Source organism: Streptomyces angustmyceticus, assembly GCF_040701845.1.
GTDB classification, from domain to species: Bacteria; Actinomycetota; Actinomycetes; order Streptomycetales; family Streptomycetaceae; genus Streptomyces; species Streptomyces angustmyceticus_A.
Genome location: NZ_JBFBHQ010000003.1, coordinates 641347 through 662946, shown reverse-complemented (window position 1 = coordinate 662946; position 21600 = coordinate 641347). Strand labels below are relative to the sequence as shown.

Sequence of the window (21600 nt, the reverse complement as noted above, 5' to 3'; positions counted from 1 at the left end):
GCACCACGGCAGCTCGCCCCCTCAGCCCCGCCCGGCTCAGCATCATGGCAGCTCGCCCCGTCGGCACGGCCCGGGCCCGCGCCTCGTCGCCGGTCCCGCCCGGCGGGCCAGTTCGGGCCGGTGCCCGGTCAGCAGGGCCCGGCGGCCCGGCTCGGGCCCGTACGCGGGAGGTGAAGGGGCTGCGGCCGGCCTCGGCGGAGACGTCGGCGACCGGCCCGGTCAGCGCGCAGCGCACCAGGCGGGTGTGCTGGGCGGCCGCCACCCGGTGAGCCGCGGCGCAGGCCTCGGCCGGGCCCTGCGGGGCGTGGTCCGCGGCGGCCAGCGCCGCCAGGTCCGCGGCGCCGCCCGCTCGGTGCCGCGCCGTGACCGCCTGGCCCACGCCGACCAGGGCCATGAAGACCGCGCACAGTGCCGCCGCCGCGAACACCGTCCAGACCGTCGCGGAGCCCTCATCGCCGCACCGTCTCCTCAGCAAGAGCCACCGCCTCCCCTCCGACCTTCACGGTCAGCTGCCCCACGCCGGGCAGGTCCGCCTCGACCCGCACGCGCACCAGGTCGCCCTCCCGCGCCACCCCGACCCGCGCGCCCCTCGGAGCCGCGCCCCGCGCCGCCGAGATCACCGCCGCCCGCGGTTCCGACCGCGCGGCGGCCCGCGCCCCGGCCCGCGCGGCATCCACACACTCGATACGGGCGCACACCGCCATCAGCCCCCAGATGAGCGCAGCCACCACCGCTACCAGTACGGGCAGGACCACAGCGGTCTCCGCCGTCACGAACCCGCCGTCACGGGCGCCGCGCGGGGCGCCCCGGGCCCGAGGGCCCGGGGGCCGGCCGTCAGAACTGGACATTGATCGCCCGCTCCAGCGCCGCCTGGAGCAGCGCCTTCACCGGCCCGCTCGTCACGACCTTGTAGAGCACCGCAGCCAAGGCGCACGCCGCGAGCGTTCCCACGGCGTACTCCGCTGTGGTCATCCCCCGGTCGTCGGCCCCGAGCGCGCGCAGCCCCGCCCTCCACCGCCTCAACCGTCGGAACGCTCCCTCTCGAAACACTCCACCTCGAAACATTCCGTCCCCCGTTCACACCACCTGATGAATGGCCTCTGGCGTCTGGCCTCTGTGAAGCGGCCCTTGATGCACGGCCCTTGATGCACGGCCTTTGATGCGCGGCCCTTGATGCGCGGCCTTTGATGCGCGGCCTCTGACGTATGGCCTTCGATGGGCGTCTTCTGGCCCGGCGGGTAGCCGAGCCCGGCCTGCATCGACACCACAGGCGGCGAGATGCGCCCACCGGGGCGGCGAGTACCGGTGCCGGCATTGGAGCCGTGGATGCGCCTGGTTCCTCCGCCGGTGCTCCGGTCCCGCCCGCCGCCTTCTCTCTGCCGCCGTCTTTCCTCCGACCTCGTCCCGCTGATCCCACTGCCGCTCGAACCAGCCCCTCCTCCCCCTCGAACTCACCTCTCTTTCTGCTCAGTTGCGTCCCAGCACGCCGTCGGCCAGGCCGATCAGCACCGGTGCGACCCCGAGTGCCAGAAACGCGGGCAGGAAGCACGCCGACAGCGGCAGAGTGACCAGCACCCCGGCCCGCCGGGCCCGCGCGGTCGCCGATCGGGCCTGTTCCGCACGGAGTTCGGCGGCGACCCGGGACACCGACTCGACGGCCGGCACCCCGGATATCCCGGCGCGCTCCATGCAGCGCGCCAGCCCTTGGGCGCCGGGAAGGTCGGCCAGCCGTGTCCATACGACGGCGGGTTCACCCCCCAGTCGCAGTTCCGCCGCCACCTGGCGCAGCCGCTGGGCGACCGGCCCGTCGAGAGACCGGCCCACCGCCTCGGCCGACTCCCGCGGCCCGGCCCCCGCCGCGAGGCAGGCCGCCAGCAGGTCGCCCGCCGGCGCCAGCTGCGCCCGTACCTCCGCGGCCGCCGCCCGGGCCGCCTCCGCGCCCCGTTGATGCGCCAGACGGCGGTGCGCCCCGTATCCCACGGCGAGTCCCATCAGGACACCTGTGACGCCCCCCATGAGAATGACCATGAATCCGGCCGCCCCGAGGGGCCCCGCCCACTCCTTGAGCAGGCCGTTCACCGGGGCGCCGTCCTCCGTGCTCGGCTTTCGAGTGCGGCGCCGGAGCCGGGCGATCGTCCTGTGCTGGTCGCCGGGCCCACGGCCTCGCCCGGGCCCGGCGGCCCACATCGCCGACACCCGCCGCCGCATCATCCGCCCGCGGCGCGCCTCCCGCACCAGGGCCATGGTGCACAGCAGCGCCACCATCGCGGCAACCGCCATCCCCACCCTGTGGACAACTTCCGCGCTCACACCGATCCCCTCCCTAAGCGTCTTCCGCGGCAGCGACGATCCGGGCCGTCCAGGACACCCCGCACCACTCCAGGAGCCCGCCGACGGCCAGGCAGCCCCACCCGGCCGGGGTGTGCAGCAGCACCCGCAGGGGGTCGGCGCCGAGTGCGCTGCCCATCAGGAGTCCGCCGGCCGGCAGCAGGGCAAGCATCAGCGCGGTGGCCCGTGGGCCCGCCAACTGCGCCCGTAGTTCATCGCGTTGATCTCTCCGGGCTCTGAGGCCTGCCGCGATCCGCTCCAGTCCCGAGGCCAGTCCTGCGCCGCCCTCCACCGCCACCTGCCAGCACGCGGCCATACCGGTCAGTCCCGCGGCCCCCGGCAGCCGGGCCGCGGCCCGCAGCTCCCGGGGCACGTCCCCGCCGTATCGCGCGGCCGCCAGCACCGCCGAACCGGCCGCACCGAGCCCCGGAGCCCCCGCGGCCAGCAGCGCCCGGGCGGGCTGACGTCCGGCCCGCAGCTCGCCCGCCACCGCAGCGCACAGCCCGATCACCGCGGCAGAGCGCCCCTCGCGCGCCCGGACCGCTCCGCGGGCGGCCAGCCACCGGCGGACGAGGAAGAGGGCCACCACGGAGGCGAGTACCGGGAGCACGGATCTGCCCAGCACGGCCAGCGCCAGCCCCGCCGGCAGACACCAGATCTCCCGCCCGCAGTCCCCCCAGCGTCCGAGGCTCCAGCGCCGCCCCGCCTCGCCCTCGACCACTCGCCCCGCGCACCACTTCCGCACCGCGCGGCCCCGACGCCAGGCCCGCCACCCGACTTCCGGGTCCGCCTCTCCGACGCCCCCGAACAGCGACCGGACCCGCCGCCGCACGACGTCCCGACGGCCGCCGGCCAACCGGCCCGCGCCCACCGCGCAGAGCACCGCGGCCACCAGCGTCATACCGACCGCGCTCATCGGACTCCGCCCCCGCCCCGCTCGCACAGCCGCATCAACCGTCCCCAGCCTTGCGCCTCCTGGAAGCCGTCCGTGCTCCAGAGAGCCGCCGGCACGGTCACCACGAACCCGTCGCGGTCCCGCTCCAGGACATGGAGCTCGGCGATCCTGCGGCGGCCGGTCCGGTCGCGTACGAGATGCAGCACAACCGAGAGCGCGGCCGCCAACTGGCTGTGCAGCGCGGCGCGGTCCAGGCCCGCCGTCGAGCCGAGGGCCTCCAGGCGCGCGGGGACATCGCACGCCGCATTGGCATGGACCGTGCCGCACCCGCCCTCATGGCCCGTGTTGAGCGCCGCCAGCAGGTCCGTGACCTCGGCGCCGCGCACCTCCCCCACCACCAGCCGGTCCGGGCGCATGCGCAGCGCCTGCCGTACGAGATCCCGTAGCGTCACCCGGCCCACGCCCTCCTGGTTGGCGGGCCGGGTCTCCAGCCGCACCACATGGGGGTGGTCCGGCCGCAGCTCCGCCGAGTCCTCGGCCAGGACGATCCGCTCCGCCGGGCCGACCAGTCCGAGCAGGGTGCTGAGCAAGGTGGTCTTCCCGGAGCCCGTACCCCCGCTGATCAGGAACGACAGCCGGGCCGCCAGCACCGCGGCGAGCAGCCGGTCGCCGCCCGGCGGGACGGTGCCCGCCGACACCAGTTCCGCGAGGGAGAAGGCCCGCGGCCGCAGCACCCGTAAGGACAGGCAGGTCCCGGCGACCGCCACCGGGGGCAGCACCGCATGCAGCCGGGTGCCGTCCGGCAGCCGGGCATCCACCCATGGCCGGGCATCGTCCAGCCGCCGCCCGGCCACCGCCGCCAGTCGCTGGGCGAGCCTGCGCACCTCGGCCGCGTCCCGGAAGCGGACGCCGGTGCGTTCCAGTCCGCCGCCGCGGTCCACCCACACCTCGTCCGGCGCGGTGACCAGGACGTCCGTGACATCGGGCGCGGCCAGCAGGGGCTCCAGCGGTCCGCTGCCGACCATCTCGGACCGCAATGCGGCCACCACGCCCAGCACTTCGGCATCGCCCAGGAGCCGCCCCTGCTCACGAAGGGCCACCGCCACACGGGCGGGCGTGGGCTCCGCCCCGGCTTCGGCGAGGCGTCTGCGCACCGCCTCCAGCAGGACCTGGCTCCGGCTCATGACCAGCCACCGTCCCGGCCGGCCGCACGGGACCCCCTGGGACCGGCCACCGACCACGACACCGCACCGGGCCTCCTTGCCGCCCCCGGCCCCGGGCCACCGCTCGGCTCCGGTCCCGAACGGCCGTCCGCCTCCGGCCCCGGGCCACCGGCTGTCTCCGGCCCCGGATCTTCCCCCACGCCCGATCCCGGCCAGCGCTCCGGCCCAGCCCCCGACCGCTCGGCGGCGCCCGGCCACTCGGCACCCGCCGAGCCACCGCCCGCGCTCCCGCCCTCCGTCACACGCCCCCAGAACCCTGCGCAGAACCGCGCCAGCGGCCCCCGCACCTGGGCCCCGGGTGGCACACCACGCGACAGATCCATCAACAGGCCCGCCTCCCACGGCACTTCGCCGGCGAGCGGCAGCCCCATGAGGCAGGCGATCTCGTCCGGCGGCAGCCCGTGCCCATGGCGTCCGGGAACCCCGCGGGCCACCACCCGCAGATCGCCGAGCACCTGCTGCACCCCGGAGGCCGCCCGTCCGGCCGCCGCGACCGCGCGCAGCTCCGTGGGGACGAGCAGCAGGCCCATGTCCACCTGCGCGAGGGCCTCGGCCGTCGCCTCGTCGACCCTGCGCGGCAGATCGACCACCACGACACCGCCGCGGCGCCGGGCCGCGGCCATGACCGCGCGCATGGCCGGGGGCGGGATGGTGACGTCGGCGCCCCGGTCCCAGCTGAGGACGCGCAGGGAGTGCAGCCGCGGCAGCGAGTCCGCAAGTGCGCCGCAGGCCACCCGGCCGCGCGATTCGGCGAAGGCGGGCCAGCGGAGCCCCTTCTCCTTCTCCCCGCCCAGCAGGACGTCCAGGCCGCCGCCCAGCGGATCTCCGTCGACGAGCAGGGTGCGCCGCCCCGTGCGGGCCGCGGTGACGGCCAGCGCACCGGCCAGGGTGCTGGCCCCGGCACCCCCGCAGCCGCCGATGACTCCGACCGTCAGGGCCGGGGGCCCGACGCCCTCGACGGCGTCGGCGATCCGGTCGGTCAGCCAGCGCTCGCCGTCGGGGAGGGCGAGGACGCGCTCGGCCCCGAGGGCGACAGCCCGGCGCAGGAGAGCGGGATCGTCGGGGTCCCCGCCCGTGAGGATGACGCCCGGGCGCCGTGCGGCGCCGAGCAACCGGGGCGCGCAGTCGGCGCCGACGATCACCAGGGGAGGCGCTTCCCAGTCGCCCCTGCGGGCCGGCAGGCCGTGGGCCACTTCGGGCAGCGCCCCGGCCGCCGCGCACAGCCGCAGAAGATCGTCGAGGAGTCGTTCGTCCTCGGTGATGATCAGTGGTCCGCCCGGCTCTCCGCCGGTCCGGACCGATCCATTCGATGGCGTGGTTCCGGCCACGTTCTGTCCCCCTGTCGCTACACAACTCGCACATCCGCGAACTCGCGGCTTTTCACGGTGCAGCGACCGGGAAAATCTTGTGGATCTTGATCCGAAATTGTGGACAACTCCGGGGGTTGTGAATATCCCTGTCACCTATTCCAGCGACGAACGGCAACTTGTGGGGCTCAAGAGACTCTCCCCCGAAGGAGCCGCGCCGCTACGGTGCGTAATGGGATGATTGCACCGAGAGTGCCGGCGCCGCACAGGCAAGGTGAGGAGCGGGTCGGCGCCCGGCGGCAGAAAATGCATCCGGACATGCGACGACCCCCGCCGGGGGGGAGAGCGGGGGTCGTCCCCACGGCCGACTCGGGGGGGGAGGAGCCGGACCGGGTTAGCACGGTCGCGAACGATCCGTGACTTCCATGGTGTACCCGAGAGCCTTCTCAGGCAAACCCACGCGCCACACCTTACGCCGAATGGTGGGCGCCTATGCTCGCCCCGTGGAAAACCACTCCGTGCCTCACTCGACTCCCCGTACTGCCGCGTTCTTCGACTTGGACAAGACCGTCATTGCAAAGTCGAGCACGCTGACCTTCAGCAAGTCGTTCTACCAAGGCGGCCTGATCAATCGGCGGGCCGTACTGCGCACCGCGTACGCCCAGTTCGTGTTCCTGGCGGGCGGCGCCGACCACGATCAGATGGAGCGCATGCGGGAATACCTCTCCTCGCTGTGCCGCGGCTGGGACGTCGCCCAGGTGCGGGAGATCGTCGCCGAGACGCTGCACGATCTCATCGACCCCATCATTTACGACGAGGCCGCCTCGCTCATCGAGGAGCATCACGCCGCCGGACGGGACGTCGTGATCGTCTCCACCTCGGGCGCCGAGGTCGTCGAACCGATCGGTGAACTCCTGGGCGCGGACCGGGTGGTGGCCACCCGTATGGTCGTCGGCGCGGACGGCCGCTTCACCGGCGAGGTGGAGTATTACGCCTACGGACCGACCAAGGCGGAGGCCGTTCAGGAACTCGCCGCGTCCGAGGGCTACGACCTCGAGCGCTGTTATGCGTACAGCGATTCGGCGACCGATGTCCCGATGCTCTCGGCGGTGGGTCACCCGTACGCGGTCAATCCGGACCGGGCGCTGCGCCGCGAGGCGGTCGCGCGCGGTTGGCCGGTGCTCTCCTTCAACCGTCCGGTCCCGCTCAAACAGCGGCTCCCGTCGCTGTCGATGCCCTCGCGGCCGGTGCTCGCCGCCCTGGCAGCGGTGGGTGCGGCCATGGCCACGGCAACGCTGGTCTGGTACACGAGCCGGCGGAAAACCACAAAGCCACGCGTCCGCGTTATCGGCCGGACCGGCGGCGCACTCCGCAATGCCCGCGTTTGAAGCCAAACGTAAAGATCTGCAGGTTGGGGTTCCGCTTGCCGGGCCCGAGGAGTACAAAGGACTTAACGGCCCGCGAGACCAAGGACATCCGAGAGGAACACCTTTAACGCAGGAAGTGGCCCACGGACCGATGCATGAATGTCGGGCACCCACGCGACGCCGACCCGTCGATTACGGGCCAGCCGCACCAGGTAACCGGACAAAGAATCCGACCTGATGGGCACATAACCGAGCACGCATGGTAACCCGACGGACATGCCAGCGGCGGTACCACCATTGGTACCGCCGCAACCCTGTTCAGGGGCAAGGAAGCAAGGCTTCCGGAATTCTCGGGTGCCGAGCGCGGCTTTCGCCCCGGCTCCCCTTATGCCGCGCCGCGCTGCAGCGCCTCACAGACGGCGGTGCTCTCCCGCACGCCCAGCTCCACCGCACGTCCGCAGTGCGCGATCCATGCCGCGACGCCCTCCGGGGTGCCGGAGACGTAACCCTCCAGGGCCGCGACATAGGCCGCACGGCCCAGTTCGGCGTGGCCGACCTCGGCCGGGCAGATCGACTTCGGGTCCAGTCCGCTGCCGATCAGCACGATCCGCTCCGCGGCCCGCGCGACCAACCCGTTGCAGGTGGCGAACGGACGCAGGGCGAGCAGCTCGCCGTGCACCACCGCCGCGGTCACCAGGGCCGGCGCCTCGGTACCGGTGAGCAGCAGCCGCGACAGCCCGTCCAGGCGCCCGGCGACCTCGTCGGCATCCGGGAGCGGCAGTTCGATGAGCGGTTCGTCCACCGGCTCGGCGGCCAGCCGGGGCCGTCCCACCGTGTCGTCCGCCGCGCCGCCCGGCCCGTGCCGACCCTCGGCCTCGGCGGAGCCCTGTCCGCCTCCTGATGCCGCCACCAGGTGGAGCCGCGCCAGCACCCGCAGCGGCGACTGCCGCCAGACGCTGAGCAGCTGCCCGGCCTCGGCCGTCAGCCGCAGCGCGGCGCCGACCGTCCGCGGTTCGCCCTCGACGCCGAAGTCCGTGCGGCGCCGGACCTCTTCGAGCGCCCAGTCGGCTCCCGAAAGGGCCGCGGAACCGCGCGCTCCGCGCAGCGCCGCCTCGGAGGTCACCTCGTTGCTGCGGCGCCGCATGATCCGGTGCCCGTACACCCGGTCGACGCCCTTGCGGACGGAGGCCACGGAGTCGGCGACCCCCGGGAGCGAGGCCAGGGTCGCGAGCGGGTCGTCGCTCGCTTTCGGGGGTGCGGGGGACGTCCCCCTGGTGTTTCCAGCCATGGGTACGACCCTACGCACCACCGGGGCCGACCCCTCGAAGGAGTGGTCTTCCTCACGCAGCCCTCTCACCCACGGCGATCTTCCACTTACCCTTGGTGAACATGAAGATCGCTTTCGTAGGGAAGGGCGGCAGCGGCAAAACCACCCTGTCCTCCCTGTTCATCCGCCATCTCGCCGCGACCGGACTCCCCGTGATCGCCGTGGATGCCGACATCAACCAGCATCTGGGCGCCGCCCTCGGCCTCGACGAGGCGGAGGACGCCGCGCTCCCCGCGATGGGCGCCCACCTCCCGCTGATCAAGGACTACTTGCGCGGCAGCAACCCGCGGATCCCGTCCGCCGCATCGATGATCAAGACCACCCCGCCCGGCGAGGGCTCCCGGCTGCTGCGGATCAGCGAGAACAACCCCGTGTACGACGCCTGCGCCAGGACGGTGCAGCTCGGCGACTCCGCCGTACGGCTGATGGCGACCGGGCCGTTCACCGAGTCCGACCTGGGCGTGGCCTGCTACCACTCCAAGGTCGGCGCCGTGGAGCTGTGCCTGAACCACCTCGTGGACGGCCGCGAGGAGTACGTCGTCGTCGACATGACGGCCGGCTCCGACTCCTTCGCCTCCGGGATGTTCACCCGTTTCGACATGACCTTCCTGGTGGCCGAGCCGACCCGTAAGGGCATCGCCGTCTACCGCCAGTACAAGGAGTACGCGCGGGACTTCGGCGTCCCCCTGAAGGTCGTGGGCAACAAGGTGCAGGGCCCCGAGGACCTGGCGTTCCTGCGCGAGGAGGCGGGCGAGGACCTGCTGGTGACCGTCGGCCACTCCGACTGGGTGCGCGCCATGGAGAAGGGCCGCCCGAGCCCCTTCGCCTGCCTGGAGGAGGACAACCGCCACGCCCTGGAGACCCTGCACCGCACGGCCGACGCCGCCTACGGGCGCCGCGACTGGGAGCGCTACACCCGCCAGATGGTGCACTTCCATTTGAAGAACGCGGAGAGCTGGGGCAATGCGAAGACCGGAGTCGATCTTGCGGCCCAGGTCGACCCGTCCTTCGTGCTCTTCGAAGGGGCGGCCGCCCCACAGCCCGCCTGACGGGTACGGGTCCGGAGGGGGCCCCGGAGCGGCACGCCGCCCAGCCGCCCCCTCCGGCGCCCGCCCCCGGCAGCACCTGGAGTACGGCCGCCGCGGCGATGAATGCGGTCGCCCATGACACCGATCGCCTGCGGCGCCGTCGCCTTTGCCGCGGGCCACTCGATTTCGCCGGGCACCGCTATCGGCGCCTCATTTCCGGCGCCCGGACCCCCTCCGCCGGCAGTTCACCGGAATCCCCGCACACCGACTTCTCGCCGTCGAGAAGCGACAGGAAATCAGCAAGCCGAGCGTCATCTTATTCACCACATAGGGGGAAGGATGACGGCATTTGCCGGTAAAAGCTTCTCCTTACCTTTACCTGTCATTACGGTTCATTTACCGATGCTTGAGAGTCACCGGACCGTCGCCCAACGGCGGCAACCACCGGCCGGCTCACGTCCCGCCGCAGTACACCGCCGCCCCACGCTCGCGCCCCGCGCGACCGCGTCGCCCCGGAGGAGACGGGAATGCCGCAGATCGAGAAGTTGCCGCCGCAGTCGTCGCACACCTCTCCCCCCACCGAAACGCCTCCCGAGCCCGGCACATCCTCCGGGCCCGGCCCTCGCTCCAAGGGGGCCCGCCGGGCCGCCTTCCGAGGGGACCTCTCCGCTTCGGTCGTCGTCTTCCTGCTCGCCGTCCCGCTGTCGCTGGGCATCGCCCTGGCCACCGGCGCCCCGCTCCAGGCTGGGCTGGTCGCCGCGGTCGCCGGCGGCATCGTCGCCGGTCTGCTCGGCGGCGCCCCGCTCCAGGTGACCGGTGCGGCCACCGGCCTCCTGGTGGTCACCGCCGACCTGGTCCAGCACTACGGCTGGCGCGCCACCTGCGCCATCACGGTCCTGGCCGGCCTCGCCCAACTCGCTCTGGGGGCCCTGCGGGTGGCCCGCGCGGCGCTGGCCGTCAGCCCGGCGATCGTGCACGGCATGCTGGCCGGTATCGGGGCCACCATCGCCCTCGGACAGCTCCATGTGGTGCTCGGCGGCAGCCCGGACAGCTCGGCGCTCGACAACGCCGCAGCCCTGCCCGGCCAGTTGGCGCACCCGCACGCCGCCGCGCTGCTGATCGGCGGCGTCACCGTCGTCGTGCTCATCGGCTGGGGGCGGCTGCCGGGCCGTATCGGGCGGTGGGCGCGGGTGCTGCCGGCCCCGCTGGCCGCCGTGCTCGCCGCGACGGCCGTCAGCACGGGAACGGCGGTGGCGCGCGTGGAGCTGCCGTCCTGGCGGCTGCCCGAGCCGCCGGTGCTGCCGGACGCGTCCCTTCCGGCGCTGGCCGCCGCGGTGCTGACCGTCACCCTCGTCGCCAGTATGGAGTCGCTGCTGTCGGCGGTGGCCGTGGGCCGGCTGGCGGCCGAGCGGCCGGACGCTCCCACGGGGCGGACCCGGCTCAACCGCGAGCTGGTCGGCCAGGGCGTGGCCAATGCCGTCTCCGGGCTGCTGGGCGGGCTGCCGGTGTCCGGAGGCGCGATGCGCGGCTCGGCGAATGTGCGGGCGGGCGCGGCCACCCGCCGGGCCACCGTGCTGCACGGCGTATGGGTGCTGCTCTGCGCGGGGCTGCTGGCCGCGGCACTGGAGCTGATCCCGCTGGCCGCGCTCGCCGCGCTGGTCATGGTCGTCGGCGTGCGCATGGTGAGCTTCGCGCACATCCGGCACGTACAGCGCCACCGCGAGTTCCCGGTGTACGCCGCCACCTTGGGCGGCGTCGTGCTGCTCGGCGTGCTCCAGGGCGTCGTGACGGGCATCGCCGTCGCGCTCCTGCTGGCACTGCGCCGGCTGACGCACACCGGGATCACGGTGGCGGAGGAGGCCGGGGGGCACCGGGTGCGCGTCAGCGGACAGTTGACGTTCCTGGCGGTGCCGCGGCTGACCCGGGCGCTGGCGCAGGTCCCCGCGCACACCGACGTCGTCATCGAACTGTGCGGCTCGTTCATGGACCATGCCGCCTACGAGGCGCTGCAGTCCTGGTCCACCGCCCACCGGGCGCACGGCGGCGGGGTGACCCTCGGCGGCCGCTCCGGACGGCCGATCGCCGAACCGGCCCGCGCGCACTCCTGCCGCCCGTGGACGCCGTGGCGCAACCACCACTGCACCCGGCCCGCCCCGGAGGCGGCAGCGACCGCGGAGAGCAGCGGCAGCCAACTGCTGGGCGGGGTCAGCGCGTTCCAGCGCCATACGGCCCCGCTCGTGCGCGAAGAGCTGGCACGGCTGGCGCGCGAGGGGCAGCGGCCCACCCAGCTGTTCCTGACTTGCGCCGACTCCCGGCTGGTCACGAGCATGATCACGTCGAGTGGGCCGGGAGACCTGTTCACCGTGCGCAATGTCGGCAACCTGATGCCGCCGCCCGGCTCGGATGCCTCCTGCGACTCCGTGGGGGCGGCGATCGAGTACGCCGTGGAGGTGCTGCGGGTCGGGTCGATCACGGTGTGCGGCCATTCGGGGTGCGGGGCCATGGGGGCGCTGCTGGGCGCCGCCGCCCCGGAGGACGCCGAGCCGACCTCGCTGTCCCGGTGGCTGCGGCACGGGCGGCCGAGCCTGGCCCGTATGCAGCGCATCGGGCGGCTGGGGCGGGGCGAAGTCTCCCTGAGCGGTCGCCCGGTGAGCGACGACCAGGAGCGGCTGGCGCTCGTCAACGTCATGCAACAGCTCGACCACCTCAGGACGCACGCCTGCGTGTCGCGCCGGGTGGCCGAGGGCGCGCTCACCTTGCACGGCATGTACTTCCATGTCGGCGAGGCCCAGGCATACGTGCTCGACGAGGCCACCGGGCGGTTCTGCGCGGTCCGTGGCGAACCGGCACCGGTGACGGCCTGACCTGCGCGGCAGCCCCTCGGCACCCCCGGAACTGACTCCCCGCCAACAGGTCTACACCAATAATTTTCCACAGGCCTTGTCAGGGCCGGGCGTGGGCTGATGAGCTATGACCTGGGGACACATCGGACGCCCTGGGAATGGGAGAAGTTGTGAGCAACGAAAGCCTGGCCAACCTGCTCAAGGAGGAGCGGCGGTTCGAGCCGCCCGCCGATCTGGCCGCGCACGCCAACGTCACGGCTGCCGCGTACGAGCAGGCCGCGGCGGACCGGCTGGGTTTCTGGGCCGAGCAGGCCCGACGCCTGTCGTGGGAGACCGCGCCCACCCAGACCCTCGACTGGTCCAACCCGCCCTTCGCGAAGTGGTTCGCCGACGGCAAGCTCAACGTCGCGTACAACTGCGTGGACCGGCACGTCGAGAACGGCCTGGGCGACCGGGTCGCCATCCACTTCGAGGGCGAGCCGGGTGACACCCGCGCGATCACGTACGCCGAGCTGCAGCGCGAGGTCTCCAAGGCGGCCAACGCGCTGACCGAGCTGGGCGTGCGCAGCGGCGACCGGGTGGCCATCTACCTGCCGATGATCCCCGAGGCGGTCATCTCCATGCTGGCCTGCGCCCGCCTGGGCGCCCCGCACTCCGTCGTCTTCGGCGGCTTCTCCGCGGACGCCCTCGCCACCCGCATCAACGACGCCGACGCCCGCGTGGTGATCACCGCCGACGGCGGCTACCGCCGCGGCAAGCCGTCCGCCCTCAAGCCCGCCGTCGACGAGGCGCTGACCAGGCCCGGCACGGAGAACGTCCGCAGCGTCCTGGTCGTCCGCCGCACCGGCCAGGAGGACGTCGCCTGGCACGACGGCCGGGACGTGTGGTGGCACGAGATCGTCGAGCGGCAGAGCGAGCAGCACACGCCCGAGGCCTTCGACGCCGAGCACCCGCTGTTCATCCTGTACACCTCCGGCACCACGGGTAAGCCCAAGGGCATCCTGCACACCACCGGCGGCTACCTCACCCAGGTCTCGTACACCCACCACGCGGTCTTCGACCTCAAGCCCGAGACCGACGTGTTCTGGTGCACCGCCGATGTCGGCTGGGTGACCGGCCACTCGTACATCACCTACGGCCCGCTCTCCAACGGCGCGACCGAGGTGCTCTACGAGGGCACGCCCGACACCCCGCACCAGGGCCGCTGGTGGGAGATCGTCCAGAAGTACGGCGTGACGGTCCTCTACACCGCGCCGACCGCGATCCGCGCCTGCATGAAGTGGGGCGACGACATCCCGGCGAAGTTCGACCTGTCGTCGCTGCGCGTCCTCGGCTCGGTGGGCGAACCGATCAACCCCGAGGCCTGGATGTGGTACCGCAAGCACATCGGGGCCGATGCCACGCCGATCGTCGACACCTGGTGGCAGACCGAGACCGGCGGCATGATGCTCAGCCCGCTGCCGGGCGTCACGGCCACCAAGCCCGGCTCGGCCCAGGTGGCGCTGCCCGGCATCGCGGCGACCGTCGTGGACGACGAGGCCCGCGAGGTCCCCGACGGCGCCGGCGGCTACCTCGTGCTGACCGAGCCCTGGCCGTCCATGCTCCGCACCATCTGGGGCGACGACCAGCGCTACCTCGACACGTACTGGTCGCGCTTCGAGGGCAAGTACTTCGCCGGCGACGGTGCCAAGAAGGACGACGACGGCGACATCTGGCTGCTCGGCCGGGTGGACGACGTGATGCTGGTGTCCGGCCACAACATCTCCACGACCGAGGTCGAGTCGGCGCTGGTCTCGCACCCGAAGGTGGCCGAGGCCGCGGTCGTCGGCGCCGCCGACCCGCAGACCACCCAGGCCATCTGCGCCTTCGTCATCCTGCGAGGCGGCGCGGCGGAGGACGAGGGCCTCGTCGAGGAGTTGCGCGCCCATGTCGCCCAGCAGCTCGGCCCGATCGCCAAGCCCAAGCGGATCCTGCCGGTCGCGGAGCTGCCCAAGACCCGCTCCGGCAAGATCATGCGGCGGCTGCTGCGCGATGTCGCCGAGAACCGCGACCTCGGTGATGTCACGACCCTCACCGACTCCTCGGTCATGGAGCTGATCCAGGCGAAGCTGCCGAGCGCGGCCTCCGAGGACTGAGCGGAACCCCCGCCCGACGGGGCGCCCGGCCGACGCGGCCGGGCGCCCCTCCGTCGTCTCCGGCGAAGGGGCGCCTCCGGGCGGTCCGGGTCCGCGTCGAGAGCCACCGCTCCCCCGGGCCCCACGCCCCGGCCCCGCACCCGCTCCGGCACCGCCGGGCCCCGCTCCCGCGCAGCCCGGCCCCCACCAGCGCCCGCCCCTGCGCCCCAGCCGCCCTCCAGCAGCCCAACGCCCGGTTTGCCCGTAAAGTGGGGCCACCGGATAGCCGCTTGCCCCTGGTCGGTAAAGTGGGAGCTGCGTCAATGACACGCTAAGAAACTCAGGGTGCGCCGGGAAGTCTGGTCGGCAACTGCAACAGCCGTACGCAGCTACCGAGAGGCCCGGAGGTCACCGCGTGAGCGCCCCCACCCACCGCCGCAACCCATTCCTGGGGCGGATGCCGCTGCCCGAACGCAACTACATCGCGAACGCGCTGCGCACCGAAACCGTCGGCGGCGTCCTCCTGCTCGCCGCCGCCGTAGCCGCTCTGATCTGGGCAAACACCCTTGGCGGCAGCTATGAGGCGGTCCGCGGCTTCCACCTGGGACCGGCCGCACTGGGTCTGGACCTGTCCGTCCAGCACTGGGCCGCCAACGGGCTGCTCGCGGTCTTCTTCTTCGTGGCCGGCATCGAGCTCAAGCGCGAACTGGTGGCCGGCGAGCTGCGCGATCCAAAAGCCGCCGCGCTGCCCGTGATCGCCGCGCTGTGCGGGATGGCGATGCCGGCGGTCGTCTACTTCACCGTCAACAGCATCGGCGGCGGCTCGCTGCAGGGCTGGGCGGTGCCCACCGCCACCGACATCGCCTTCGCCCTCGCCGTGCTCGCCGTCATCGGCACGTCCCTGCCCGCCGCGCTGCGCGCCTTCCTGCTGACGCTCGCCGTCGTCGACGACCTCTTCGCCATCCTGATCATCGCGGTCTTCTTCACCTCGACGCTCAATTTCCTGGCGCTCGGTCTGGCCGCCGTCGGCCTGGTGATCTTCTATCTGCTGCTGCGCAAGGGCGTCCGGGGCTGGTACGTCTACGTGCCGCTCGCCCTGGTCATCTGGGGACTGATGGAGAACAGCGGGGTGCACGCCACCATCGCCGGCGTCGCCATGGGCCTGATGCTGCGCTGCACCCGGCGCGAGGGGGAGACCCAGTCCCCGGGCGAGCACATCGAGCACCTGGTCCGCCCGCTCTCGGCCGGCTTCGCCGTGCCGCTGTTCGCCCTCTTCTCCGCGGGCGTCTCCATATCCGGCGGCGCGGTCCACGACGTGTTCACCCGGCCGGAGACGCTGGGGGTCGTCCTCGGCCTGGTGGTGGGCAAGACGTTCGGCATCTTCGGCGGCACCTGGCTGGCCGCCCGCTTCACCAAGGCCGAACTCAACCCCGACCTCGCCTGGCCGGATGTCTTCGCCGTCGCCTCCCTGGCCGGGATCGGCTTCACCGTCTCGCTGCTCATCGGCGAACTCGCCTTCTCCGGCAACGCGGTGCTGACCGACGAGATCAAGGCATCGGTACTGATCGGCTCGCTGCTGGCGGCCGTCTTCGCGGGGATCCTGCTCAAGCTCCGTAATGCCGAGTACAAGAAGCTGTGCGAGGAAGAAGAGCGGGACGAGGACCAGGACGGCATCCCCGACATCTACGAACTCGACAACCCCGAATACCACCTGCGGATGGCGGCAATCCACGAAGCGAAGGCCGCGGAACACCGGCGACTTGCCGAAGTGGCCTCCAGCAGGCATGCCGGAGACGATGGTCCGGCATGATCTGAGAGGCTTTGCATCCGGGTGAAGAGAAGAGGGAGACGGCGATGAGCGCAGCCGACGGCACGGAACGCAGCCTCGGACAGCTGGTGGCCACGGCCACCGCCGAGATGTCCGCGCTGGTGCACGACGAGATCGCGCTGGCCAAGGCGGAGTTCCGCCAGGACGCCAAGCGGGCCGGCATCGGCAGTGCCGCGTTCATGGTCGCGGGCGCGCTGGCGCTGTTCGCGCTGCCGGTGCTGAGCTTCGCGGCGGCCTACGGCATCCACAACCTCGGCCTCGGGCTCGCCTGGTCCTTCCTGATCGTCGGCGGCGCCTTCCTGGTGCTCGCCGGTCTGCTGGCCCTGATCGCCATGGCCAAGATGAAGAAGATCAAGAAGCCGGAGAAGTCCATCAACTCGGCCAAGGAGACGGCGGCCGTGCTCCAGAAGGCCAAGCCGCACCCGCGCCTGGCCCCGGTGGAACACCCGGCGCTGGAGTCTGTGACACGCTCATCGGTATGACAGCCCCTGACAGCACCGCCTCGGTCGTACGGATCGGCATCCCCGGTGGGACGGTGTCGCACCGTGACGTCGCGGCCAACGGCGCCCGCTTCCACATCGCGGAGATGGGCGAGGGCCCGCTGGTGCTGCTGCTGCACGGCTTTCCGCAGTTCTGGTGGACCTGGCGGCACCAGCTCCCCGCGCTGGCCGAGGCCGGTTTCCGGGCGGTGGCGATGGACCTGCGGGGCGTCGGCGGCAGCGACCGCACACCCCGCGGCTACGACCCGGCGAACCTCGCCCTGGACATCACCGGCGTCATACGGTCCCTGGGCGAGCCGGACGCCGCGCTCGTCGGCCACGACCTGGGCGGTTACCTCGCCTGGACGGCGGCGGTGATGCGGCCCAAGCTGGTGCGCCGGCTGGCCGTGTCCTCGATGCCGCACCCGCGGCGCTGGCGCTCGGCGATGCTCGCCGACGTCCGGCAGAGCGCCCGCAGTTCGCACATCTGGAACTTCCAGCGGCCCTGGCTGCCCGAGCGCCGGCTGACGGCGGACGACGCGGCGCTGGTGGGCCGGATGATCCGCGACTGGTCCGGGCCCCGGCTGCCCGACGACGAGGCGATCGCCGTCTACCAGCGGGCGATGAGCATCCCGTCGACGGCGCACTGCTCGATCGAGCCGTACCGCTGGATGGTGCGGTCGCTGGCGCGCCCCGACGGCATCCAGTTCAACCGCCGGATGAAGATGCCCGTACGGGTCCCGACGCTGCATCTGCACGGCTCGCTCGACCCGGTGATGCGCACCCGCAGCGCGGCCGGCTCGGGCCAGTACGTCGAGGCGCCGTACCGCTGGCGGCTGTTCGACGGCCTGGGCCACTTCCCGCACGAGGAGGACCCGGTGGCGTTCTCCACGGAACTGATCAACTGGCTCAAGGACCCGGAACCGGATCGCTGAGCGGCCGCGCCCGGCAGCAGCGGGCCCCGGGCAACGAGAGCCCGGAGCCCGATCGTTGGGACAGGCGGGCACACCGGCTCCCCGGTGCGCCCCCACCGGGCGGGTGCACCCGACCGGCGCCCGAACGCATGTATGACGAACAGCCACTTGCCCGGCGCATAGGCCAATTGGCGGTCCCCGAGGCGGTTACGGACCTTGGGGCACGGGCAGAGTCGAAAGTATGGGCTGGACGCACGACTACCGTGACGTGGCACGCAACCGCCGCAGCAGTGCCGCTGTAGTGGGTACTCAGGACAGGGGAACCCCGGACCTCGGGTCCGGCGCCTCCCCCGACCCGGCGCACCCCATGGGCATCCCTCGTATCCTGCGCCGCAGAGCGCGCTGGATGAGCGCGCGGCTACGCCATCCCCGTACCTGACCCACGGCTTCCGCACCCGACGCCCGGCCGCCGGCCGGGCGCGCGGAGCATGTCTCCCGCGCCCGGCACAGCCCCAAGGCGCCCGCCCGGCGGTCACCGACCGCCGGACACGCCCCGGGACCGTGCCGACCGGACCTAGATCGCGCAGCCCTGGCTGTCGACCTGCTGCCGGGCCGTACGTCCCTGGAGGACGTCCTGGCGGACCTCGTCGGCGGTCAGCGCATAGCCGGTGTGCGAGTCGTCCAGCGACTTCGCGAAGACGACGCCGTAGACCTTGCCCTGCGGGGTGAGCAGCGGGCCGCCGGAGTTGCCCTGACGGACCGTGGCGTAGAGGGAGTAGACATCGCGGCCGACCGTGCCGCGGTGGTAGATGTCCGGGCCGTTGGCCTGGATGCGGCCGCGGATACGGGCGGAGCGGACGTCGTAGCCGCCGTTCTCCGGGAAGCCGGCGACGATGGCATTGTTGCCGCTGTTCGCGTCCCCGTCGGCGAACTGCAGCGCCGGCGCCTCCAACGCGGGCACCTCCAGCACCGCGATGTCACGACGCCAGTCGTAGATCACGACCTTGGCGTCGTACGTACGGCCCTCGCCGCCCACCTGGACGGTCGGCTCGCGGACGCCGCCGACCACATGGGCGTTGGTCATCACGCGGTGCCGGCCGAAGACGAAGCCGGTGCCTTCGAGGACCTTGCCGCAGCCGGGGGCCGTGCCGACGACCTTGACGATGCTGCGCCGTGCCTGTGCCGCCACCGGGCTGGTGGCCAGCCGGGGATCGGGCGCGGGCACATTGTGGATCGGCTCGTTGGAGAACGGCGTGAAGACCTGGGGGAAGCCGTTCTGCGCGAGGACCGAGGAGAAGTCGGCGAACCAGGTGCCGGCCTGCTGGGGCATCACCCGGGACACCCCGAGGAGCACCTTGGAGTTCCGGACCTCCTTGCCGAGCGTGGGCAGGGAGGTACCGGCCAGCGCCGACCCGATCAGCCAGGCCACCAGCAGCATCGCCAGCACGTTGACCAGCGCGCCGCCGGTCGCGTCCAGCGCTCTCGCCGGTGACCAGGTGATGTGGCGGCGCAGCTTGTTGCCCCAGTGGGTGGTGAGCGCCTGGCCCACGGATGCGCACACGATCACGATGGCGACCGCCGCGACGGCCGCGAAGGTGCCGGGTGTCGCGTCTCCGGTGATCTCGTTCCAGATCACGGGCAGCAGGTAGACCGCGATCAGGCCGCCCCCGAGGAAGCCGATCACGGACAGGATGCCGACGACAAAGCCTTGCCGATAGCCGATGATCGCGAACCATACGGCCGCGACCAGTAGCAAGATGTCCAGGACGTTCACGCCGGACACCGTCTCACGAGCGCCAGTCCAGTGGGACCGCCTTGTCACGGTCCCACGGAATCTCCCACCCGCAGTAGTGCAGGATCCGGTCGATGACGCCGGCCGTAAAGCCCCAGACCAGGGCGTTCTCGACAAGGAACGCGGGCCCGGTGTGGCCGCTGGGATGGCGCGTTGTCACACGATGGGCCGGATCCGTGAGATCCGCCACGGGAACCGTGAAGACCCGTGCGGTCTCCGCCTGGTCGACCGCGCCGACCGGGCTCGGCCGGCGCCACCATCCCAGAACGGGCGTCACCACGAAGCCGCTGACGGGGATGTAGAGCCGCGGCAGCACGCCGAAGACCTGCACACCCGACGGGTCGAGGCCGGTCTCCTCCTCGGCCTCCCGCAGCGCCGCCCGCACCGGACCGGGCCCGTCGGGGTCGCCGTCCTCCGGGTCGAGGGCGCCGCCGGGGAAGGAGGGCTGGCCGGCGTGCGAGCGCAGGGTCCCGGCGCGCTCCATCAGGAGCAGCTCGGGGCCGCGTGCGCCGTGGCCGAAGAGGATCAGCACGGCGGACTGCCGCCCGCCGCTCTCGGGCGGCAGGAAGCGGCTGAGCTGGCGCGGTTCGATCGTGGCGGCCGCGCGGGCCACCGGGGCCAGCCACTCGGGCAGGCCGTCGGCCGTGACCGTGGCGTCCCGGCCGGACGCCGCGCCGCGGACGTCCGCCTCGTCGCCGTACCGCTGCTCCCGTGCACTCCTCATACGCGCCCCCTCAGGCCTGGCATCGATCGTCGGTCACCTCTGGGCAGGTGCCGTCATGGCGCGGCCACCTGGGACGCCATCGGGGGCGCGGGCTGCCCCGGATAGTCGGCCGGCGGCTTCAGCCGCTGCCCGGGCTGGCCGCCCAGCTCGTACTTCAGCAGCTTCCTGGCCTTCTCCGGGTCCGTCTCGCCCTCGCCGTACGCGGGGCACAGCGGGGCGATGGCACAGGCGCCGCAGGCGGGCTTGCGGGAGTGGCAGACGCGCCGGCCGTGGAAGACCACGCGGTGCGAGAGCATCGTCCACTCGCTCTTGGGGAAGATCTCGGCGACATCCGCCTCGACCTTCTCGGCGTCCTCCGCGGTGGTCCAGCCGAAACGGCGGGCGAGGCGGCCGAAGTGGGTGTCGACGGTGATGCCCGGGACGCCGAAGGCGTTGCCCAGCACGACATTGGCGGTCTTGCGGCCGACTCCGGGCAGGGTGACCAGGTCCTCCAGGCGGCCCGGCACCTCGCCGCCGAAGCGGTCGCGCAGCGCGGCCGACAACCCGAGCAGCGACTTCGCCTTGGCCCGGAAGAAGCCGGTCGGCCGGATCAGCTCCTCCAGCCGCTCCGGATCCATCGCGGCCATGTCCTCGGGCGTGGGGCAGACCGCGAAGAGACGCGGGGTGGTCTGGTTGACCCTCAGGTCGGTGGTCTGCGCGGACAGGACCGTGGCGACCAGCAGCTCGAAGGAGTTGGTGAAGTCCAGCTCGGGGTGGGCGTACGGGTACAGCTCGGCCAGCTCGCGGTTGATCCGGCGGGCCCGCCGCACCATGGCGACCCGCGACTCGGGCTTGCGCGCGGGGGTCTTCTTCGCCGGGGTCTTCTTCGCGGCCGTCTCGGCGGTCGTCTTCGCGGTGGTCTTCTTGGCGGGGGCGGTCTTGGTGGCCGCCTTCTTGACCGTCGCCGCCTTCTTGGCGGGCGCCTTCTTCGCGGGGGCCTTCTCGGCGGCCGCGGCCGTCTTCTTCGTGGTGGCCTTCTTCGTCGTGGCCTTCGTGGCGACGGCCTTCCGGGCGGTGGCCTTCTTCGTGACGGCCTTCTGTGCCGCGGCCTTCGTGGCCGCCGCCGGCTTCTCTGGGGTTTCGTTCACGGCGGCCTTCTTCCCTGCCGAGGTCCTGCCTACCGAGGTCTTCTTCACGGAGGTCTGCGCGGTGTCCTGCGCCGCCGGCCGCGACGCGCCGGGCCTACGGACGGCCGGCTCCGGGCCGGACGTCACCCCGGAGAGCGATTTGCCGCTTTCGCCGGGATTCGGCGTGCGGCCGGACGGCTGTTCGCCCACAGCGGAATCACGCCCTGCGCTCACTCTTCCGGCCCCCCACTCCTCTGCTCCCACCGGCGTATTGGACACTCGGCCAGACTAAGGCCAGCCACTGACATCCGGCTTGATCACTATG

The 21600-nt window shown here is 72.7% G+C and carries 17 protein-coding genes and 2 pseudogenes; 8 read left to right on the top strand and 11 right to left on the bottom strand.

Annotated elements, in window-relative coordinates:
* Positions 1–130 precede the first annotated feature (130 nt).
* The 7 genes and pseudogenes from AB0411_RS10340 to ssd form a co-directional block, all read right to left on the bottom strand.
* Positions 131–475 (bottom strand): annotated as a pseudogene (locus AB0411_RS10340) (Rv3654c family TadE-like protein); the annotation flags it as partial.
* Positions 450–848 (bottom strand): TadE family type IV pilus minor pilin, encoded by a 399-nt coding sequence (locus AB0411_RS10335; protein WP_366416807.1) that lies wholly within the window; start codon positions 846–848, stop codon positions 450–452. The pseudogene AB0411_RS10340 and the gene AB0411_RS10335, both read right to left, overlap by 26 nt.
* Complete coding sequence (locus AB0411_RS10330) at positions 835–972, bottom strand: DUF4244 domain-containing protein (protein ID WP_371872427.1); 138 nt, start codon at positions 970–972, stop codon at positions 835–837. The genes AB0411_RS10335 and AB0411_RS10330 overlap by 14 nt, the downstream gene beginning before the upstream one ends.
* Positions 973–1467: 495 nt before the next feature.
* Complete coding sequence (locus AB0411_RS10325) at positions 1468–2310, bottom strand: type II secretion system F family protein (RefSeq protein WP_366416805.1); 843 nt, start codon at positions 2308–2310, stop codon at positions 1468–1470.
* Positions 2311–2323: 13 nt separating this feature from the next.
* Positions 2324–3244: a type II secretion system F family protein gene (locus AB0411_RS10320; RefSeq protein ID WP_366416804.1), complete on the bottom strand. Its 921-nt coding sequence runs from the start codon at positions 3242–3244 to the stop codon at positions 2324–2326.
* Complete coding sequence (locus AB0411_RS10315) at positions 3241–4407, bottom strand: TadA family conjugal transfer-associated ATPase (RefSeq protein ID WP_366416803.1); 1167 nt, start codon at positions 4405–4407, stop codon at positions 3241–3243. The genes AB0411_RS10320 and AB0411_RS10315 overlap by 4 nt, the downstream gene beginning before the upstream one ends.
* Positions 4408–4667: 260 nt before the next feature.
* A pseudogene (gene ssd / locus AB0411_RS10310) lies at positions 4668–5774 on the bottom strand (septum site-determining protein Ssd); the annotation flags it as partial.
* 458 nt (positions 5775–6232) lie between these two features.
* On the opposite strand from ssd, the gene AB0411_RS10305 reads away from it, so the two are divergent.
* A complete protein-coding gene (locus AB0411_RS10305; RefSeq protein ID WP_366416944.1) occupies positions 6233–7141 on the top strand; it encodes an HAD family hydrolase in 909 nt (302 codons plus the stop codon).
* A gap of 364 nt (positions 7142–7505) precedes the next feature.
* On the opposite strand, the gene AB0411_RS10300 is transcribed toward AB0411_RS10305, so the two are convergent.
* Positions 7506–8408, bottom strand: a complete 903-nt coding sequence (locus tag AB0411_RS10300; protein ID WP_260636531.1) for an oxidoreductase — start codon at positions 8406–8408, stop codon at positions 7506–7508.
* Positions 8409–8509: 101 nt separating this feature from the next.
* Between AB0411_RS10300 and AB0411_RS10295 the strand changes: the two genes are divergently transcribed.
* From AB0411_RS10295 to AB0411_RS10265, 7 genes are all read left to right on the top strand, one after another.
* Positions 8510–9496: an ATP-binding protein gene (locus AB0411_RS10295; protein WP_366416802.1), complete on the top strand. Its 987-nt coding sequence runs from the start codon at positions 8510–8512 to the stop codon at positions 9494–9496.
* A gap of 506 nt (positions 9497–10002) precedes the next feature.
* Complete coding sequence (locus AB0411_RS10290; protein WP_366416801.1) at positions 10003–12339, top strand: SulP family inorganic anion transporter; 2337 nt, start codon at positions 10003–10005, stop codon at positions 12337–12339.
* 149 nt (positions 12340–12488) lie between these two features.
* Positions 12489–14453, top strand: a complete 1965-nt coding sequence (acs, locus tag AB0411_RS10285; protein WP_366416800.1) for an acetate--CoA ligase — start codon at positions 12489–12491, stop codon at positions 14451–14453.
* Between the two features lie 394 nt (positions 14454–14847).
* The gene (gene nhaA, locus AB0411_RS10280) at positions 14848–16242 is read left to right on the top strand and encodes a Na+/H+ antiporter NhaA (RefSeq protein ID WP_366416799.1); all 1395 of its coding nucleotides are present in this window, start codon (positions 14848–14850) and stop codon (positions 16240–16242) included.
* Between the two features lie 44 nt (positions 16243–16286).
* Positions 16287–16742 (top strand): phage holin family protein, encoded by a 456-nt coding sequence (locus tag AB0411_RS10275; protein WP_366416798.1) that lies wholly within the window; start codon positions 16287–16289, stop codon positions 16740–16742.
* A complete protein-coding gene (locus AB0411_RS10270) occupies positions 16739–17674 on the top strand; it encodes an alpha/beta fold hydrolase (protein ID WP_366416797.1) in 936 nt (311 codons plus the stop codon). Before AB0411_RS10275 ends, AB0411_RS10270 begins: the two co-directional genes overlap by 4 nt.
* A gap of 220 nt (positions 17675–17894) precedes the next feature.
* A complete protein-coding gene (locus tag AB0411_RS10265; protein ID WP_350252447.1) occupies positions 17895–18092 on the top strand; it encodes a hypothetical protein in 198 nt (65 codons plus the stop codon).
* 135 nt (positions 18093–18227) lie between these two features.
* On the opposite strand, the gene AB0411_RS10260 is transcribed toward AB0411_RS10265, so the two are convergent.
* Genes AB0411_RS10260 through nth form a run of 3 tightly spaced genes read right to left on the bottom strand, consistent with a single transcriptional unit; the run spans position 18228 to position 21296 of the window.
* Positions 18228–19427: a MarP family serine protease gene (locus AB0411_RS10260; protein WP_366416796.1), complete on the bottom strand. Its 1200-nt coding sequence runs from the start codon at positions 19425–19427 to the stop codon at positions 18228–18230.
* A 13-nt stretch (positions 19428–19440) separates the two neighbouring features.
* Positions 19441–20169 (bottom strand): NUDIX hydrolase, encoded by a 729-nt coding sequence (locus AB0411_RS10255; protein WP_366416795.1) that lies wholly within the window; start codon positions 20167–20169, stop codon positions 19441–19443.
* A 53-nt stretch (positions 20170–20222) separates the two neighbouring features.
* A complete protein-coding gene (gene nth / locus AB0411_RS10250; RefSeq protein ID WP_366416794.1) occupies positions 20223–21296 on the bottom strand; it encodes an endonuclease III in 1074 nt (357 codons plus the stop codon).
* Between the last annotated feature and the right edge of the window lie 304 nt (positions 21297–21600).

Bases quoted from the DNA above. Each gene is read 5' to 3' on its own strand.
- AB0411_RS10290 (WP_366416801.1), top strand. From the start codon at position 10,003: ATGCCGCAGATCGAGAAGTTGCCGCCGCAGTCGTCGCACACCTCTCCC.
- AB0411_RS10265 (WP_350252447.1), top strand. From the start codon at position 17,895: ATGGGCTGGACGCACGACTACCGTGACGTGGCACGCAACCGCCGCAGC.
- AB0411_RS10300 (WP_260636531.1), bottom strand. From the start codon at position 8,408: ATGGCTGGAAACACCAGGGGGACGTCCCCCGCACCCCCGAAAGCGAGC.
- AB0411_RS10315 (WP_366416803.1), bottom strand. From the start codon at position 4,407: ATGAGCCGGAGCCAGGTCCTGCTGGAGGCGGTGCGCAGACGCCTCGCC.
- AB0411_RS10330 (WP_371872427.1), bottom strand. From the start codon at position 972: ATGACCACAGCGGAGTACGCCGTGGGAACGCTCGCGGCGTGCGCCTTG.
- AB0411_RS10275 (WP_366416798.1), top strand. From the start codon at position 16,287: ATGAGCGCAGCCGACGGCACGGAACGCAGCCTCGGACAGCTGGTGGCC.
- AB0411_RS10255 (WP_366416795.1), bottom strand. From the start codon at position 20,169: ATGAGGAGTGCACGGGAGCAGCGGTACGGCGACGAGGCGGACGTCCGC.
- AB0411_RS10295 (WP_366416802.1), top strand. From the start codon at position 8,510: ATGAAGATCGCTTTCGTAGGGAAGGGCGGCAGCGGCAAAACCACCCTG.
- AB0411_RS10305 (WP_366416944.1), top strand. From the start codon at position 6,233: ATGGTGGGCGCCTATGCTCGCCCCGTGGAAAACCACTCCGTGCCTCAC.
- AB0411_RS10320 (WP_366416804.1), bottom strand. From the start codon at position 3,244: ATGAGCGCGGTCGGTATGACGCTGGTGGCCGCGGTGCTCTGCGCGGTG.
- AB0411_RS10270 (WP_366416797.1), top strand. From the start codon at position 16,739: ATGACAGCCCCTGACAGCACCGCCTCGGTCGTACGGATCGGCATCCCC.
- AB0411_RS10335 (WP_366416807.1), bottom strand. From the start codon at position 848: ATGTCCAGTTCTGACGGCCGGCCCCCGGGCCCTCGGGCCCGGGGCGCC.